This is a genomic window from Rhizobium sp. CC-YZS058 (assembly GCF_034720595.1).
Lineage (GTDB): Bacteria > Pseudomonadota > Alphaproteobacteria > Rhizobiales > Rhizobiaceae > Ferranicluibacter.
Genome location: NZ_JAYESJ010000001.1, coordinates 930,098 through 944,368, shown reverse-complemented (window position 1 = coordinate 944,368; position 14,271 = coordinate 930,098). Strand labels below are relative to the sequence as shown.

The window sequence follows — 14,271 nt, the reverse complement described above, 5'->3', positions numbered from 1 at the left end:
TCTACCTCGAAAGCTCGGAGAAGAGGGGCGAGCGCGCGGCCGCGCGGTCGAATGTATAGGTGGTGCGGCAGCCATTGCGGCTGTTGATCTCACCGATCAGGTGATCGGCGAAATCGCCGGGATGTTGACCATAGGATTGCAGCGAGGCAGCAACGGCCTCGCGATCCTCAACGACCAGCCGGGGGTGCTCGATGACCTGGATCAAGAACGACGCGATGGCTCCACGCGCAAGCCGGACCTTGCTGCGCAGCAACCAGACGATCTCGACCAGAACGATATGATTGACGAAAACCGGCATGTCGGTCTGGTTCATAAAGCGCGTTATTTCTGCAGCTTGCCTCGCGCCTTCAGCGTCGGTGATGGATCCGCTTGCGAGCCAACGCATCAGCATGTTCGTGTCCAGCCCGATCATACGTCATCCTCACGGTAGCCGGCGTTGCGGGCGTCCCTGATCCATTGATCGAGTTCGTCACCACTGATCGGCCGCTCCAGTTTGATGACGCCGCGCAGGTCCTTGAAGCCGCCGCCGGGCCGGCGGAGTTCGACCACGCCGGTCTCGCTGGTGACGATCTCCACCGCATCGCCTTCGCCAAGACCCAATGTCTTCAGCACCGCCTCGGGAAGCGTGATCGTGCCTGCCTTGATCCGGACTGTTTCACCCATCATGGTCTCCTCATGCCTGTGCGGCGCGCGGAGGCGCCGCTTCGACAAGCCGGCTCAACCGGCCGGCACGGCACCAGCTTTCGACCAGCCGGGCTTCGGCCGCGAAGGGGTGGCCGTCCCATCCCTGATGGGTGAAACCTGTCAGAACAAGGTCGGCCTCGGGCGCATCCTCAAGCAGGGCGGCGATGACGATCAGCCCGCTGCTCGGCACGACATAGCTGCCGGCCGGCGCATACGGCGCCAGCGCCGCCACCACGCGGCTGTGCAGGCTCGCGTCCAGAACCCGGACCCCCTTGGCAGAGGCCAGGGCAAAGGCCTCGAAGCCCGGCGTGCCATCCTCGCAGAAATCGTCGAGCTCGGGATGGCTTATGGCAAGCGGCGCCCGCAGCGCTGCGAAGAAGGCGGGATCGCGCACGCACCAGATGTCGCGTGCCGCGACCACGGCGGGGTGATGCGCCCAGGCGCCGCCGTCCAGCATGGCGCGCGCCGGCCGGCCGGTATTGCACACGGCCACGACATCGGACCGTTCGCCGGCGCGGAAGGAGCGGCAATCATTGAAGCGGACCACCCGATCGGCCTGCGCCATCGCGGCCGCTGCGCCTTCCGGCACCGGCCCGTTGCCGACGATCACGATGCGCTCCCTCGCCGCCACGCTTGTTTCCTACCCTTCCTCGCCCGCTGGCTGCGGGCCTTGACCATGACGACCGCGCGAATGGCGGCCAGCTCCCTTGAATTCGGACGGCGATCCCGCGATCGCCATCCCATCGTGTCTGTCTCCGCAGGAGGCGAAGCGATCACGCCTCGGCAAACCATGCTTTCTGCTTTCGTCTCTTCCGCATTATCCGGCGCCGAAGCGATTCCGCATCGTCTGGACATGCTCTAGTTTTCGGCCAGCGCCGCATCGAGTTCCTTGGTCCGCGCGTGGCTCAGGTCGGCAAGGCACTGCGCCACCAGCATCGGCTCCATGCTGCCGCCGCGCGCGGCGAAGCCCGCCAGCGCACACTGGCCATCGCGATAGGGGATCCAGGCGCGCTGGGCCGCCTTCAGCGCTTCCGCCGCCCCTGCCATGCCTGCGCTAAGATCGGCGAGATCCTTGTCCATCGCCACGGCACGGGCCATGGCCTTGCGATAGGCGGTATTCAGCGCCGCATCCGCCTCGCCATAGGCCTGCTGCGCGCACAGCGTCATGTCGGTCTGGGTCACGGCCTCGGCGCAATCGACCGAGGGCGTATTCTGCGCGGCGGCCCGCTGCGGCAGAAGGACCAGCCCGCACGCCATGCTGCTTGATGCCGCCAGGCAAAGCAGCAAGCGCCGATTGCGGGTCTGCCTCATGCTCATAGGGTGCCCATGACCTTCTGGCGGAACCCATAGACTGCACGCTTGCCGGCAAAGGGGATCAGCGTCACCTGCCGCGTCTGGCCGGGCTCGAACCGCACGGCTGTGCCCGCCGGAATATCCAGCCTGCGGCCATGGGCGCTCTCGCGATCGAAGGAAAGCCCGGCATTGGTTTCGGCGAAGTGGTAGTGGCTGCCGACCTGCACCGGGCGGTCGCCGGTGTTCGACACCTCGATCGTCACCGTCTCCAGCCCGACATTCAGCTCGATCTCGCCGTCGGCGGCAAGGACTTCTCCGGGGATCATGTTTGTCCTCCTCTCGTAATCAGGCGGCCTGTGCAGGCGGGCAGCCTTCGGTTTTCCGCTCGCGCTCGGTGGACACGGGATAAGCGGCCAGAAGGGCCGGCGGCAGATCGCGGTCGCAGCATTCGCAATTGGGACGCAGAGCCAGCATGGCGCTTCCTCAACGGATCGGTTCGTGCACGGTCACCAGCTTGGTGCCGTCGGGAAAGGTCGCTTCGATCTGGATGTCGTGGATCATCTCCGGAATGCCTTCCATGACCTGATCCCGGCTGATCACATGGGCTCCGGCTTCCATCAGGTCCGGGACCGAACGCCCGTCGCGCGCGCCTTCCACCACGAAGTCGGTGATCAGCGCGATCGCTTCGGGATGGTTAAGCTTGACGCCGCGCTCCAGCCGCCGTCGCGCCACCATCGCCGCCATCGAAATCAGCAACTTATCCTTTTCGCGCGGCGTCAGGTTCATGCGTGTCCACCAGGGTTCATGGGTTACAGGGTCCAGACTTTCGGCACTGATGCGCCATCGCGCAAGTGCGAAATCATCGGCACGAGCAGTTTTCTCAAGGCAAAGCCATCCGGCGCCACGAAGCGCGCGATCAGCTTCTCCTGACCGCCGATCGTCACATGGCTGATTGCCCCCTGCCCGTCTGCAAGCAGCGCCCGCAGGGCCGGCACATGGCGCTCGCAGCCTTCCTCGGCCAGAAGCAGGGTCGCGAAGGCGACCTGTCCGGAAAGGGTCGCTGCCTGTGCGGTGAGGGCTGCCAGATCTCCGGTGAAAGCGAGCTGATCGGCATGCAGCAACCGCCCGCCCTTGCGGATGCGCCAGCGGTCGCGGAACTGGCCCGTGATCATCCGCTCGCCCATGGCGCGGCGGCCGAGCAGGACGGCCTCGACGGCGAGAAATCGCGCATCGGCGGCCAGATCGACTTCCAGCGCGCGGGTCATCGAGGCGCCGTCGAACAGGATGGTCTCCTGCGGCAGCCAATGCACGGTGGCGCCGGCCTCGGCCGTGATTGCCGTGGTGACCGTGGTGGTGCCGGCACTGGCGCGGTAGATCTTTTCGCAGGCCTGGGTGGAAAGCGTCAGATGCGTTCCCGGCCCCGCCTCGAAGCGCCAGTCCATCTGATCGCCGCCGGTCAGCCCGCCGGAACTGTTGATCAGCACCGCCTCCATCCGCCCGTCGAACATCTCCGGCAGGCGGATCTTGGCACAGCCTTCCTGATAGAACTCCTGCAGCCGCGTCCGCCCGGCCAGTGGCTTGGCCACCAGCCGACCGCGCCCCCAGGCGCGCTGCGGCCGCCCGATCCGCTGGGCCTCAGCCATCGGTGCGGCCGGGCGCGGCGGAGAAGGAGCAAGCCGGCTGGCGGCGTTCCCTGGAGGAGCAGAGATCGTGGCTGTGGGCATGAGAGGCGCGGTCAAACGGTGAGGTGCCGGCGGGCATCCTGCGTATCCAGCGTTTCGGCGGGGCCTTCATGCACGATCTCTCCGCGGTCCATGATATAGACATGGTCGGCCAGCTCGCGGCAGAAATCAAGATATTGTTCCACAAGCAGAATCGCCATTCCCGTGCTGTCGCGCAGATATTGGATCGCCCGGCCGATATCCTTGATGATCGAGGGCTGGATGCCCTCGGTCGGCTCGTCCAGCACCAGGATCTTCGGCCGTGTCACCATGGCCCGGCCGATCGCCAGCTGCTGCTGCTGGCCGCCCGAAAGATCGCCCCCGCGGCGCCCGAGCATGGTTTTCAGGATCGGGAAGAGCGTGAAAATCTCCTCCGGGATAAAGCGATCCTTACGCGGCACCGGGGCATAGCCGGTTTCGAGATTCTCCTTCACCGTCAGCAGCGGAAATACCTCCCGCCCCTGCGGCACGAAGCCGACGCCGAGCTTGGCGCGGTTGTAGGGCGCTAGCCCGTTCAGCGCGACGCCATTGAACCGCACCTCACCGGCGCTTGTCGCATGCTGGCCGGTGATGGCGCGCAGGAGGCTCGTCTTGCCGACACCGTTTCGCCCGAGCACGCAGGTGATCTTGCCCATCGGCGCTTCGATCGACACGCCGCGCAGGGCCTGGGCAGCACCATAGTGAAGATTCACGTTCTCGACGCTCAGCATGGGGCACCTGTGGGGAGGAAGGGGATGGATCTTGGGCGGGCGACGACCGGGCGTTTGCATGCTCCTGTCGAGCGCGCCGGCCGCGCTTCGGCCGGCAGGCAGAGGGGGTCTTGGTCGCGTGGAGCGCGTCTGCCCGCCGCCGGTGGCGGCAGCGCACCCTGCTCTTTCACCACCACGCCCTGAGCCGCGAACATCGAAACAGCGTAATGCATCGCCCTCACCGCCCCAGATAGTTTTCGATGACCTTGGGGTCGCTCGAGACGAAATCGATCGAGCCCTCGGCGAGCACCGAGCCTTCGGCGAGGCAGGTCACCTTGACCCCGAGATCGCGGATAAAGCCCATATCGTGCTCCACCACCACCACCGAGCGGGTCTTGGCGATCTCCTTGAGCAGGATCGCGGTTTCGGCGGTTTCGGCGTCGGTCATGCCGGCCACCGGCTCGTCCACCAGGAGAAGCTTCGGCTCCTGCGCCAGCAGCATGCCGATCTCCAGCCATTGCTTCTGCCCATGGGACAGACTGCCGGCCAGCCGGTCGCGCTTGTCGCTCATCCGCACGGTCTCGAGGATCTCCTCGATGCGTGCCTTGTCGGCCGCACTCAGCGTATAGAACAGCGTGGCGAAGACGCCGCGCTTGCGGTTCAGCGCCAGTTCGAGATTGTCCCAGACGGTGTGGCTTTCGAAGACCGTCGGCTTCTGGAACTTGCGGCCGATGCCGAGCTGGGCGATATCGGCCTCGTCGCGCTTGGTCAGGTCCACCTGGCCGTCGAAATAGACGGTGCCGCTGTCCGGCCGGGTCTTGCCGGTGATGATGTCCATCATCGTCGTCTTGCCGGCGCCGTTCGGGCCGATGATCGCCCGCAGCTCGCCGGGCGCCACGACGAAAGAGAGCGCGTTCAGCGCCTTGAACCCGTCGAAGGACACCGAGACATTGTCGAGATAGAGGATGGTGTTGGTGATCTTCTGGTCCATGGGGCTCACTCTGCGGCGTGGGCTTGGGGGGTGAGACCGGCAGGCTGGGCGGCGGGGGCTGCGGCAGCCTCCACCCGGCCCTTCTCGGCGGCGGCGGCCTCGCGATAGGCGCGGCGGGTGGCAAAGCCCTGCTGGATGGTGCCGACAATGCCCTTGGGCAGGAAGAGCGTGGTGGCGATGAACAGTGCCCCAAGCGCAAAGAGCCAGAATTCCGGGAAGGCGGCGGTGAAGATGCTCTTGCCGAAATTGACGAGCACGGCGCCGATGATCGGCCCGATCAGCGTGCCGCGGCCGCCGACGGCGGTCCAGATCACCACCTCGATCGAATTGGCGGGGGCAAATTCGCCGGGATTGATGATGCCGACCTGCGGCACATAAAGCGCGCCGGCAATGCCCGCCATCATGGCCGAGACGGTGAAGATGAAGAGCTTCACGTTCTCCACCCGGTAGCCGAGGAAGCGGGTCCGGCTTTCCGCATCGCGCACGCCGACGAGCACCTTGCCATATTTCGAGCGGGTGATGGCGGAGGCAAGCAGAAGCGAGAGCGCCAGCGCGATGGCCGTTGCGGCAAAGAGCGTGGCGCGCGTGCCGGAAGCCTGAATGTTGTAGCCCAGAATATCCTTGAAATCGGTCAGGCCGTTATTGCCGCCGAAGCCCATCTCGTTGCGGAAGAAGGCGAGCAGCAGCGCATAGGTCATCGCCTGGGTGATGATCGACAGATAGACGCCGGTGACGCGCGAGCGGAAGGCGAACCAGCCGAAGACGAAGGCGAGCAGGCCGGGGACGAGCAGAACCATCAACGCGGCAAAGGGGAAGGAATTGAAGCCGTACCAGTACCAGGGCAGTTCCTTCCAGTTCAGGAAGACCATGAAATCGGGCAGGAGCGGATTGGCATAGACGCCGCGCGCGCCGATCTGGCGCATGAGATACATGCCCATCGCATAGCCGCCGAGTGCGAAAAAGGCGCCATGGCCGAGCGAGAGAATGCCGCAATAGCCCCAGACGAGATCGAGCGCCAGCGCCAGCAGCGCATAGGAAAGATACTTGCCGAGCAGCGGCACCAGATGGTCGGGCACATGCAGCGGATTGGCGGGATCGAGCAGCAGGTTGGAAGCCGGAACGGCGCAGGCGATCAGGAGAATGAGAGCGGCGATGACGACCGTCTTCGTCTCGTGCGCCTTAATGAAGCGGGTGGTGAACATTATTCGATCGCCCTTCCCTTGAGCGCGAACAGGCCACGCGGCCGCCGCTGGATGAACAGGATGATGAGGACAAGGATGAGGATCTTGCCGAGCACGGCGCCGGCATAGGGCTCGAGAAACTTGTTGGCGATGCCGAGCGACAGCGCGCCGACAAAGGTGCCCCAGAGATTGCCGACACCGCCGAAGACCACGACCATGAAACTGTCGATGATATAGTTCTGGCCGAGATTGGGGGAGACGTTGTCGATCTGGCTGAGGGCCACCCCGGCGATACCGGCAATGCCGGAGCCGAGTCCGAAGGTCATGGCGTCGACCATCGGCGTGCGGATGCCCATGGAGGAGGCCATGCGGCGGTTCTGCGTGACGGCGCGCATCTGCAGGCCGAGCTTGGAGCGCTTGAGCAGGGTCAGGAGCGCGAGGAAGGTGAAGAGCGAGAAGACGATGATCCAGAGCCGGTTGTAGGTGATGGACATGGCGCCGACATCGAAGGCGCCGGACATCCAGCTCGGATTGTCCACCTGGCGGTTGGTGGGGCCGAAGATGGTGCGGATGGTCTGCTGCAGGATCAGTGACAGGCCCCAGGTGGCCAGCAGCGTTTCCAGAGGGCGTCCATAGAGCCAGCGGATAATGCCGCGCTCGATCGCGATGCCGACCAGGCCGGTAAATAGGAAGGCAGCCGGCACCGCGAAGACCAGCGACAGGTTGGAGAGACCCGGCGCGTAGCTCGCCAGCGCCTGCTGCACGACATAGGTCGTATAGGCGCCGAGCATGACCATTTCGCCATGCGCCATGTTGATGACGCCCATGACGCCGAAGGTGATGGCAAGGCCGATCGCGGCGAGCAGCAGGACAGAACCCAGCGACAGGCCGTACCAGATGTTCTGCGCCACATCCCAGACGGCGAGCTTGGTCTCGATCGCCGCGATCTCGCTGTCGATCAGCGGCAGGAGATCCGGCGGCGAGGCGGCGCGGGCGGCGGTGAGCAGCGTCAGCGCATCGCGGTTGCCGCGGGCCGCGACATTCTCGATCGCCTTGCGCTTCTCCTCGATGCTGACATCGGTCTTGAGCATGATGACGGCGCGCGCCTGCTCCATCACGGCCTTGATCTCGGCATCCTGCTCCTTGGCGAGCGCACCATCGAGCAGGGAAAGATTGTCGGCCTTGCCGCTGGCAAGGATATCGCGGGCGGCGGCAAGACGCTGGGTGCGGTCTGGGCTGAGCAGGGTCAGCTGGCTCATCGCCTCGCCGATCGCGCCGCGCAGCGCATTGTTGAGCTTGAGCCGGGTGAGGCTTGCGGCCGGCACGCCCTCTACGGTGGCGCCCGTCAGCGGATCGGTGACCGTATCGCCCTCGACGACATAGACGGCGCCGCCGGTCTTCGGGGCATAGAGCTGGCCGTCGCTGAGCTTCTTCAAGATCTTGGGAACAGCGGGATCGCCGCTGGCGGCCAGCGCCTTGACGGCGGCAACGCGCTGCGGAAAGCCGGCGGCACCCAGACCATCCACCAGCGATTTCACGCCGTCCTGCGCAAAGGCGGCGGTGGCGACGAGGCCGATCAGGAGAGACAGAAGCAGAACCAGGCATCGCCCGGACCGGGCCAGGACGGCAGCGAGGGAAGGATGGCGGCAGGTTGGGCTCATGGCGTGCGGCTCTCCGGCTCGAAGGCTGTGGGGCGCCGGCTGATCAGCCGATGCTGCATTGTTTTTCCGCAGATCCGCACGGGCCGTGGCGCGGGACTGCGCATGCCGCCGTCTCGACGCGTCGCACGGATCCCGTGAAAACCACGATGCACGAAGCATGCCAGCCGGCTCACACGGTCGCCGCGACAGCGGTTCTTTCGCGAGACGCTCGGCCGAAACCGCGCTTGCGGTTCGTCATGTCGGGCTGTGCGGAGCGATCAGACGCAAAGGCGGCGACGATTGGTGGAAGCGGCCCGAAGGGGGGCCGCTTCCGGTTTCGCAGTTCGATCAGGCGAACGGAGAGGCGGAGATCAGGAGCCCTTGCCGCCGCACTTGCCCGTTGCAACGTTGAAGTTGCCGCAGGACATCGGCTTGCGCCAATCGGAGATCAGATCCTTGGAGTCCGGCAGATAGTCGGACCATTCGTCGCCGACGACCTGGGCGGTCTGCTGGACGATTTCGAACTGGCCGTCGGCCTGGATTTCGCCGATCAGCACCGGCTTGGTGATGTGGTGGTTCGGCATGACGGTGGAGTAGCCGCCCGAAAGGTTCGGGACCGAGGTGCCGACGATGCTGTCGAGAACGGCGTCCGTATCGGTGGTGCCGGCAGCTTCCACGGCCTTTACCCAGGCATTGAAGCCGATATAGGCGGCTTCCATCGGGTCGTTGGTCACGCGCTTGTCGTTCTTGGTGTAGGCATGCCAGGTCTTGATGAACTCGGCATTGACCGGCGCATCGACGGACTGGAAGTAGTTCCAGGCGGCGAGATGGCCGACGAGCGGCGCGGTGTCGAGACCGGCCAGCTCTTCCTCGCCAACCGAGAAGGCGACGACCGGGATATCGGTGGCCTTGATGCCCTGGTTGCCGAGTTCCTTGTAGAAGGGCACGTTGGCATCGCCGTTGATCGTGGACACGACCGCCGTCTTCTTGCCGGCCGAGCCGAACTCCTTGATCTTCGCCACTTCGGTCTGCCAGTCGGAGAAGCCGAAGGGGGTGTAGTTGATGATGATGTCTTCCTTCGGAATGCCCTTGGAGATCAGATAGGCTTCCAGGATCTTGTTGGTCGTGCGCGGATAGACATAGTCCGTGCCTTCCAGCACGAAGCGCTGGACGCCTTCATTGGCGATCAAATAGTCGACGGCCGGGATTGCCTGCTGGTTCGGTGCAGCGCCGGTGTAGATGATGTTGCGCGAGGATTCCTCACCTTCATACTGCACGGGGTAGAAGAGCAGCGAGTTCAGCTCTTCGAAGACCGGCAGAACCGACTTGCGCGACGAGGACGTCCAGCAGCCGAACACGGCCGCAACCTTGTCGACCGAAATCAGTTCGCGGGCTTTTTCGGCAAACAGCGGCCAGTCGGAGGCCGGGTCGACGACGACGGCTTCGAGCTTCTTGCCGAGCAGACCGCCCTTCTTGTTCTGCTCCTCGATGAGCATCAGCATGGCGTCTTTGAGCGTGGTTTCGGAGATCGCCATCGTGCCCGAGAGCGAGTGCAGAACGCCAACCTTGATCGTGTCTTCGGCGGACGCGGCGGAAAAGGCGGTGGTGGCGAGCGCACCGGCAAGGAATGCGCTCAAAATATGCGATTTGAAATTCATTTGGTGAACCCCTCTCGTTCGTGGCGACCGCTTTGGGAGGACGTGGCCATCGGTCGCGGAGGGACTATCCGCCAGGGGTTCGGGGAAGCGAATACGTCAATTGACGTAGAGCATGGGGGGAAAGGCGGACGTGGCGAACACCCTGCTCTTAGCCCAGTTCGAGCACGGCAAGGAGATCTTCGCGCACCTGGTCGACATGGCGCTTGAGGGCGCTCACCGCCGCCTCGACCTGGCCCTGCCGACAGAGCGCGATCAGCTCGGCATGTTCGCGCACGGCACGCGCCATGGCTTCGGGGGTCGACAACTGGAGGCGGGTGTAGCGGTCGCTGGTCTGCAGCAGAGCGGCGACGATCTGCGCCGTGCGGGGCATGGCCGCATGGACATAGAGCGCCTGATGCAGCGCCGCGTTGAGCGTTCCATACTGGCTGGTATCGCCAGCCCCGGTGGCGGCGACGAAGCGGGCCTGCAGCGCATCGAGCGCCGCGAAATCCGCCTCCTGCAGCTGCGGCGCCGAAGCGGCGAGAAGCCGGGGTTCGAGAAGGGCCCGGAGATCGAAGACGTCGTCGATTTCCGACAGCGACAGCGGCGCGACGACGGCCCCCTTCTGCGGCACGATCCGCACCAGGCCTTCCGCCTCCAGCTGGAACAGCACCTCGCGGATCGGGATCCGGCTGACATTGTAGGTGGCGGCCAGCATGTCCTGGCGCAGTTGCGTGCCGGGCCGATAGACGCCGGACAGGATCGCCTGCCTGAGATCCTCGAGCAGGGCGCCGGAGAGCGTGCGGTGTTTCAGGGTTTCCTTCATGATTCCTGATACCGGGCAGAGCGGGCAAAATCCAGCGTTCCGGCGCGTTCTGCCGGCCTCTCCCGCCGCCTTTTTGCCGCCTGCACTGGACAGGGCCCGCGCAAGCGCTCACACTCACGCGCCTGCCCCTGCGCAGCCCCTCCCTGCCCGTCCTCCTCAAGGATTTCGACCTTCCCGATGACAGCCCGCCAGCGCATCATCCCGGTCCGCCGCGACTATAATCGTTGGGTGGCCAACCAGACGCTGGAAGACTACGCGCTGCGCTTCACCGCCAAGAGCGCCCGGCGCTTCTCGGCCAGCCGCATCTCGCAGACGGCGATCGGCGCCATCTCCTTCCTGGCGCTGGAGGCGATCGGTGGCACGATCACGCTCTCCTACGGCACCACCAACGCCTTCTTCGCCATCATCGCGGCTGCGGTGATCATGCTCGTGGTCGGATGGCCGATCAGCCGCTACGCCATCCGCCACGGCGTCGACATCGACCTTCTGACCCGCGGCGCGAGCTTCGGCTATATCGGCTCCACCATCACCTCGCTGATCTATGCCAGCTTCACCTTCATGCTGTTTGCGATCGAGGCCTCGATCATGACGGCGGCGCTGGAGCTCGCCTTCGGCCTGCCCCTGTGGATCGGCTATATCATCAGCGCCGTCGTCGTCATTCCGCTGGTGGTCTATGGCGTGCGGCTGATCTCGCGATTCCAGCTCATCACCCAGCCCTTCTGGATCGTTCTCAACATTCTGCCCTTCCTGTTCATCGCCGCGCTCGACTGGGAAAAGTTCGACCTCTGGCGCGCCTTTGCCGGCATCAACCATTCCAATGCGCAGGTGGGCGGGGCGGCCCCGTTCAACCTGGTCGAGTTCGGCGCCGCCTCGGCCGTCATCCTGGCGCTGATGCCGCAGATCGGCGAGCAGGTGGACTTTCTGCGCTTCCTGCCGGCCAGCGGCATGGCGCGCCTGCGCCACCGGCTGGCCGTGTTCCTGGCCGGGCCCGGCTGGGTCGTGGTGGGTGTGCCGAAGCTGCTCGCGGGCTCCTTCCTGGTCGTGCTGACGCTCTCGACCGGCGTGCCGGCCCCGCTCGCGGCCGATCCCGCCCATATGTACCTGACCGCTTTCGGCTACATGATCCCGCAGCAGACGGCCGCGCTGCTGCTGATGGCAGCCTTCGTCGTCGTCTCGCAGCTGAAGATCAACGTGATGAATGCCTATGCGGGTTCGCTCGCCTGGTCGAACTTCTTCTCGCGCCTCACCCACAGCCACCCGGGCCGCGTGGTCTGGCTGGTCTTCAACGTCGCCATCGCGCTGCTCTTGATGGAGCTCGGCATCTACCGGCTGCTGGAGGCGACGCTCGGCATCTTCTCCATCATCGCCATGTCCTGGCTGGCGACGCTCTCGGCCGATCTCGTCGTCAACAAGCCGCTCGGCCTTTCGCCGCCGGGCATCGAGTTCAAGCGTGCGCATCTCTATGATGTGAACCCGGTCGGGCTCGGCGCGATGCTCTTCTCCGCGAGCCTGGCGCTCTCGGCCCATTTCGGCCTGTTCGGCCCGCTGCTCGCCTCGCTCGCCACCTATCTGACGCTGGTGGCCTTTCTTGTCTCGCCGCTCATCGCTTCTCTTACCAAGGGCCGCTTCTATCTCGCCCGCAAGCCGCGGGCGAACTGGCAGGGGCGCGGCACGCTGACCTGCTCGATCTGCCAGCACCCGTTCGAGCCGGAGGATATGGCCTGGTGTCCCGCCTATGCGGCGCCGATCTGCTCGCTCTGCTGCTCGCTCGACAGCCGCTGCCACGACATGTGCAAGCCGCATGCCCGCTTCCACGCCCAGGGCGCCACGGTTGCCCGGGCCCTGCTGCCCGAACGCGCAATCGAAACGCTTTCGAGCCGGCTCGGGCGCTATGCCATTGCGGTGGCAGTCTCCGTCACCGGGCTGGGCGCCATTCTGGCGCTGATCGCCCATCAGACCGGCGAAGCCTCGCCGGCGGCGGCGGAGGTGATCAATGCCACGATCGCCATCGTCTTCTTCGTCTTTTCGGTCATCGCCGGCATCTTCTGCTGGTTCTACGTGCTTGCCCATGACAGCCGGCTGGTGGCCGAGGAGGAATCCTCCCGCCAGAACACCCTGCTCCTGAAGGAAATCGCCGCGCACAAGAAGACCGATGCAGCGCTGCAATATGCCAAGGAAACCGCCGAGGCCGCCAACCGCGCCAAGAGCCGCTATGTGGTGGGCCTCAGCCACGAGCTGCGCACGCCGCTCAATGCCGTGCTCGGCTATGCGCAGATTCTCGAGCGGGACGAGACGATCCCTGCCCCACGCCAATCGGCGATCCGCGTCATCCGCCGCAGCGCCGACCATCTTTCGGGCCTGATCGACGGCCTGCTCGACATTTCCAAGATCGAGGCGGGGCGGCTGCAGGTCTATTCGAACGAGATCAAGATCGGCGATTTTCTAGACCAGATCGTCGACATGGTCAGCCCGCAGGCGCAGGCCAAAGGGCTCGCCTTCACCCATGAGCGGGCGGACAGCCTGCCGACCTTCGTGCGGACCGACGAGAAGCGCCTGCGCCAGATCCTCGTCAACCTGCTTTCCAACGCCATCAAGTTCACCGACGAGGGCACGGTGCGCTTCGAGGTGGGCTATCGCAGCCAGGTGGCGACCTTCACCATTTCCGATACCGGACGCGGCATTTCGCAAGCCGACCTGCCGCGCATCTTCGAACCGTTCCAGCGGGGCGAGGCCGAGCATATCCAGCGCATGCCGGGCCTCGGACTTGGCCTCACCATCACCCGGCTCCTGACCGAAACGCTCGGCGGCGACATCGCGGTGGAGAGCGAGCGCGGCCGCGGCTCCAGCTTTCGCGTGCGGCTGATGCTTTCGGCGGTGCCGCGGCCGGCGGCGCTGGCCGCGCCGGCTTTGCTCAAGCCCACCGGCTATGCCGGTCCCCGCCGCACCATCGTGGTGGTGGACGACAACGAGGATCACCGCGAGCTGATGCGCGAGGTGTTGATGCCGCTCGACCTCGTGGTGCTGACGGCGGTGGACGGCCCGGACTGCCTGACGCTGATCGAAGGCATCCGGCCGGATCTCTTTCTGGTGGACATCACCATGCCCGGCATGAGCGGCTGGCAGCTGGTGACGCGTCTGCGCGAGGCGGGGCAGAGCGCGCCGATCCTGATGCTTTCCGCCAATATCGGCGACGGCAGCGCGGCGAGCGCTCATACCGGCCATGACGACACGCTGGCCAAGCCCGTCGATGTCCGCCAGCTCCTGAACAAGCTCGCCATTCACCTGAAGCTCGACTGGACCTACGAGACGCCTGCCGCAGCCCGGCCGGCAGAGCCTGCGGCGCCGGCGGCGCTGCAGGTGCCGGGCCGCCTGCATCTGGAGGAATTGCTCAGCCTTGGCGAGATCGGCTATGTGCGCGGCATCGAGGCGAAACTCGCCGAGCTCGCGCGCGAGGATGGGCTGAAGCCTTTTGCCGATGCGCTGGGGGCCTATGTGCAGGCTTTCGACATGGCTGGCTATACCGCCTTTCTCAAAGGCATGTCCGAAACGAAGGAGACAGACGGTGACTGAGGCGAGCTCCCTGCCCCCTGCCCGCCCGCGCGACGCCGC

15 protein-coding genes are annotated in these 14,271 nt (G+C 65.4%); 1 reads left to right on the top strand and 14 read right to left on the bottom strand.

What is annotated here, in order from left to right:
• Window position 1 precedes the first annotated feature (1 nt).
• The 14 genes from U8330_RS04575 to U8330_RS04510 form a co-directional block, all read right to left on the bottom strand.
• A complete protein-coding gene (locus U8330_RS04575) occupies window positions 2-412 on the bottom strand; it encodes a type II toxin-antitoxin system VapC family toxin (RefSeq protein WP_323103956.1) in 411 nt (136 codons plus the stop codon).
• The gene (locus U8330_RS04570; protein WP_323103955.1) at window positions 409-666 is read right to left on the bottom strand and encodes an AbrB/MazE/SpoVT family DNA-binding domain-containing protein; all 258 of its coding nucleotides are present in this window, start codon (window positions 664-666) and stop codon (window positions 409-411) included. The genes U8330_RS04575 and U8330_RS04570 overlap by 4 nt, the downstream gene beginning before the upstream one ends.
• A 7-nt stretch (window positions 667-673) precedes the next feature.
• On the bottom strand, window positions 674-1,294 hold the full coding sequence (locus U8330_RS04565; RefSeq protein WP_323107164.1) for a Urease operon accessory protein: 621 nt from the start codon (window positions 1,292-1,294) through the stop codon (window positions 674-676).
• Between the two features lie 248 nt (window positions 1,295-1,542).
• The gene (locus U8330_RS04560) at window positions 1,543-1,941 is read right to left on the bottom strand and encodes a lysozyme inhibitor LprI family protein (RefSeq protein ID WP_323103954.1); all 399 of its coding nucleotides are present in this window, start codon (window positions 1,939-1,941) and stop codon (window positions 1,543-1,545) included.
• Between the two features lie 56 nt (window positions 1,942-1,997).
• Window positions 1,998-2,303 carry an urease subunit beta gene (locus U8330_RS04555; RefSeq protein WP_323103953.1) on the bottom strand — a complete coding sequence of 102 codons (306 nt, stop codon included), beginning with the start codon at window positions 2,301-2,303 and terminating at the stop codon, window positions 1,998-2,000.
• Window positions 2,304-2,322: 19 nt separating this feature from the next.
• On the bottom strand, window positions 2,323-2,451 hold the full coding sequence (locus U8330_RS04550; protein WP_323103952.1) for a DUF1272 domain-containing protein: 129 nt from the start codon (window positions 2,449-2,451) through the stop codon (window positions 2,323-2,325).
• A 9-nt stretch (window positions 2,452-2,460) separates the two neighbouring features.
• A complete protein-coding gene (locus tag U8330_RS04545) occupies window positions 2,461-2,763 on the bottom strand; it encodes an urease subunit gamma (protein ID WP_323103950.1) in 303 nt (100 codons plus the stop codon).
• A gap of 23 nt (window positions 2,764-2,786) precedes the next feature.
• Complete coding sequence (locus tag U8330_RS04540) at window positions 2,787-3,620, bottom strand: urease accessory protein UreD (RefSeq protein ID WP_323103949.1); 834 nt, start codon at window positions 3,618-3,620, stop codon at window positions 2,787-2,789.
• A 92-nt stretch (window positions 3,621-3,712) separates the two neighbouring features.
• A complete protein-coding gene (gene urtE, locus U8330_RS04535) occupies window positions 3,713-4,408 on the bottom strand; it encodes an urea ABC transporter ATP-binding subunit UrtE (protein ID WP_323103948.1) in 696 nt (231 codons plus the stop codon).
• 217 nt (window positions 4,409-4,625) lie between these two features.
• Window positions 4,626-5,378, bottom strand: coding sequence for an urea ABC transporter ATP-binding protein UrtD (gene urtD, locus U8330_RS04530; RefSeq protein ID WP_323103947.1), 753 nt, complete (start codon window positions 5,376-5,378; stop codon window positions 4,626-4,628).
• Between the two features lie 5 nt (window positions 5,379-5,383).
• Window positions 5,384-6,580, bottom strand: a complete 1,197-nt coding sequence (gene urtC, locus U8330_RS04525; RefSeq protein WP_323103946.1) for an urea ABC transporter permease subunit UrtC — start codon at window positions 6,578-6,580, stop codon at window positions 5,384-5,386.
• Window positions 6,580-8,220 carry an urea ABC transporter permease subunit UrtB gene (urtB, locus tag U8330_RS04520; RefSeq protein ID WP_323103945.1) on the bottom strand — a complete coding sequence of 547 codons (1,641 nt, stop codon included), beginning with the start codon at window positions 8,218-8,220 and terminating at the stop codon, window positions 6,580-6,582. The genes urtC and urtB overlap by 1 nt, the downstream gene beginning before the upstream one ends.
• 350 nt (window positions 8,221-8,570) lie before the next feature.
• Complete coding sequence (gene urtA, locus U8330_RS04515; protein ID WP_323103943.1) at window positions 8,571-9,857, bottom strand: urea ABC transporter substrate-binding protein; 1,287 nt, start codon at window positions 9,855-9,857, stop codon at window positions 8,571-8,573.
• A gap of 148 nt (window positions 9,858-10,005) precedes the next feature.
• Complete coding sequence (locus tag U8330_RS04510; protein WP_323103942.1) at window positions 10,006-10,662, bottom strand: GntR family transcriptional regulator; 657 nt, start codon at window positions 10,660-10,662, stop codon at window positions 10,006-10,008.
• Window positions 10,663-10,839: 177 nt separating this feature from the next.
• On the opposite strand from U8330_RS04510, the gene U8330_RS04505 reads away from it, so the two are divergent.
• Window positions 10,840-14,232, top strand: a complete 3,393-nt coding sequence (locus tag U8330_RS04505; RefSeq protein WP_323103941.1) for an ATP-binding protein — start codon at window positions 10,840-10,842, stop codon at window positions 14,230-14,232.
• The last annotated feature ends 39 nt before the right edge of the window (window positions 14,233-14,271 follow it).

Coding starts and splice junctions, on each gene's coding strand:
- U8330_RS04575 (WP_323103956.1), bottom strand. CDS start 412: ATGATCGGGCTGGACACGAACATGCTGATGCGTTGGCTCGCAAGCGGA.
- U8330_RS04570 (WP_323103955.1), bottom strand. CDS start 666: ATGATGGGTGAAACAGTCCGGATCAAGGCAGGCACGATCACGCTTCCC.
- U8330_RS04560 (WP_323103954.1), bottom strand. CDS start 1,941: ATGGCGTGCGGGCTGGTCCTTCTGCCGCAGCGGGCCGCCGCGCAGAAT.
- U8330_RS04555 (WP_323103953.1), bottom strand. CDS start 2,303: ATGATCCCCGGAGAAGTCCTTGCCGCCGACGGCGAGATCGAGCTGAAT.
- U8330_RS04550 (WP_323103952.1), bottom strand. CDS start 2,451: ATGCTGGCTCTGCGTCCCAATTGCGAATGCTGCGACCGCGATCTGCCG.
- U8330_RS04545 (WP_323103950.1), bottom strand. CDS start 2,763: ATGAACCTGACGCCGCGCGAAAAGGATAAGTTGCTGATTTCGATGGCG.
- U8330_RS04540 (WP_323103949.1), bottom strand. CDS start 3,620: ATGGCTGAGGCCCAGCGGATCGGGCGGCCGCAGCGCGCCTGGGGGCGC.
- urtE (WP_323103948.1), bottom strand. CDS start 4,408: ATGCTGAGCGTCGAGAACGTGAATCTTCACTATGGTGCTGCCCAGGCC.
- urtD (WP_323103947.1), bottom strand. CDS start 5,378: ATGGACCAGAAGATCACCAACACCATCCTCTATCTCGACAATGTCTCG.
- urtC (WP_323103946.1), bottom strand. CDS start 6,580: ATGTTCACCACCCGCTTCATTAAGGCGCACGAGACGAAGACGGTCGTC.
- urtB (WP_323103945.1), bottom strand. CDS start 8,220: ATGAGCCCAACCTGCCGCCATCCTTCCCTCGCTGCCGTCCTGGCCCGG.
- urtA (WP_323103943.1), bottom strand. CDS start 9,857: ATGAATTTCAAATCGCATATTTTGAGCGCATTCCTTGCCGGTGCGCTC.
- U8330_RS04510 (WP_323103942.1), bottom strand. CDS start 10,662: ATGAAGGAAACCCTGAAACACCGCACGCTCTCCGGCGCCCTGCTCGAG.
- U8330_RS04505 (WP_323103941.1), top strand. CDS start 10,840: ATGACAGCCCGCCAGCGCATCATCCCGGTCCGCCGCGACTATAATCGT.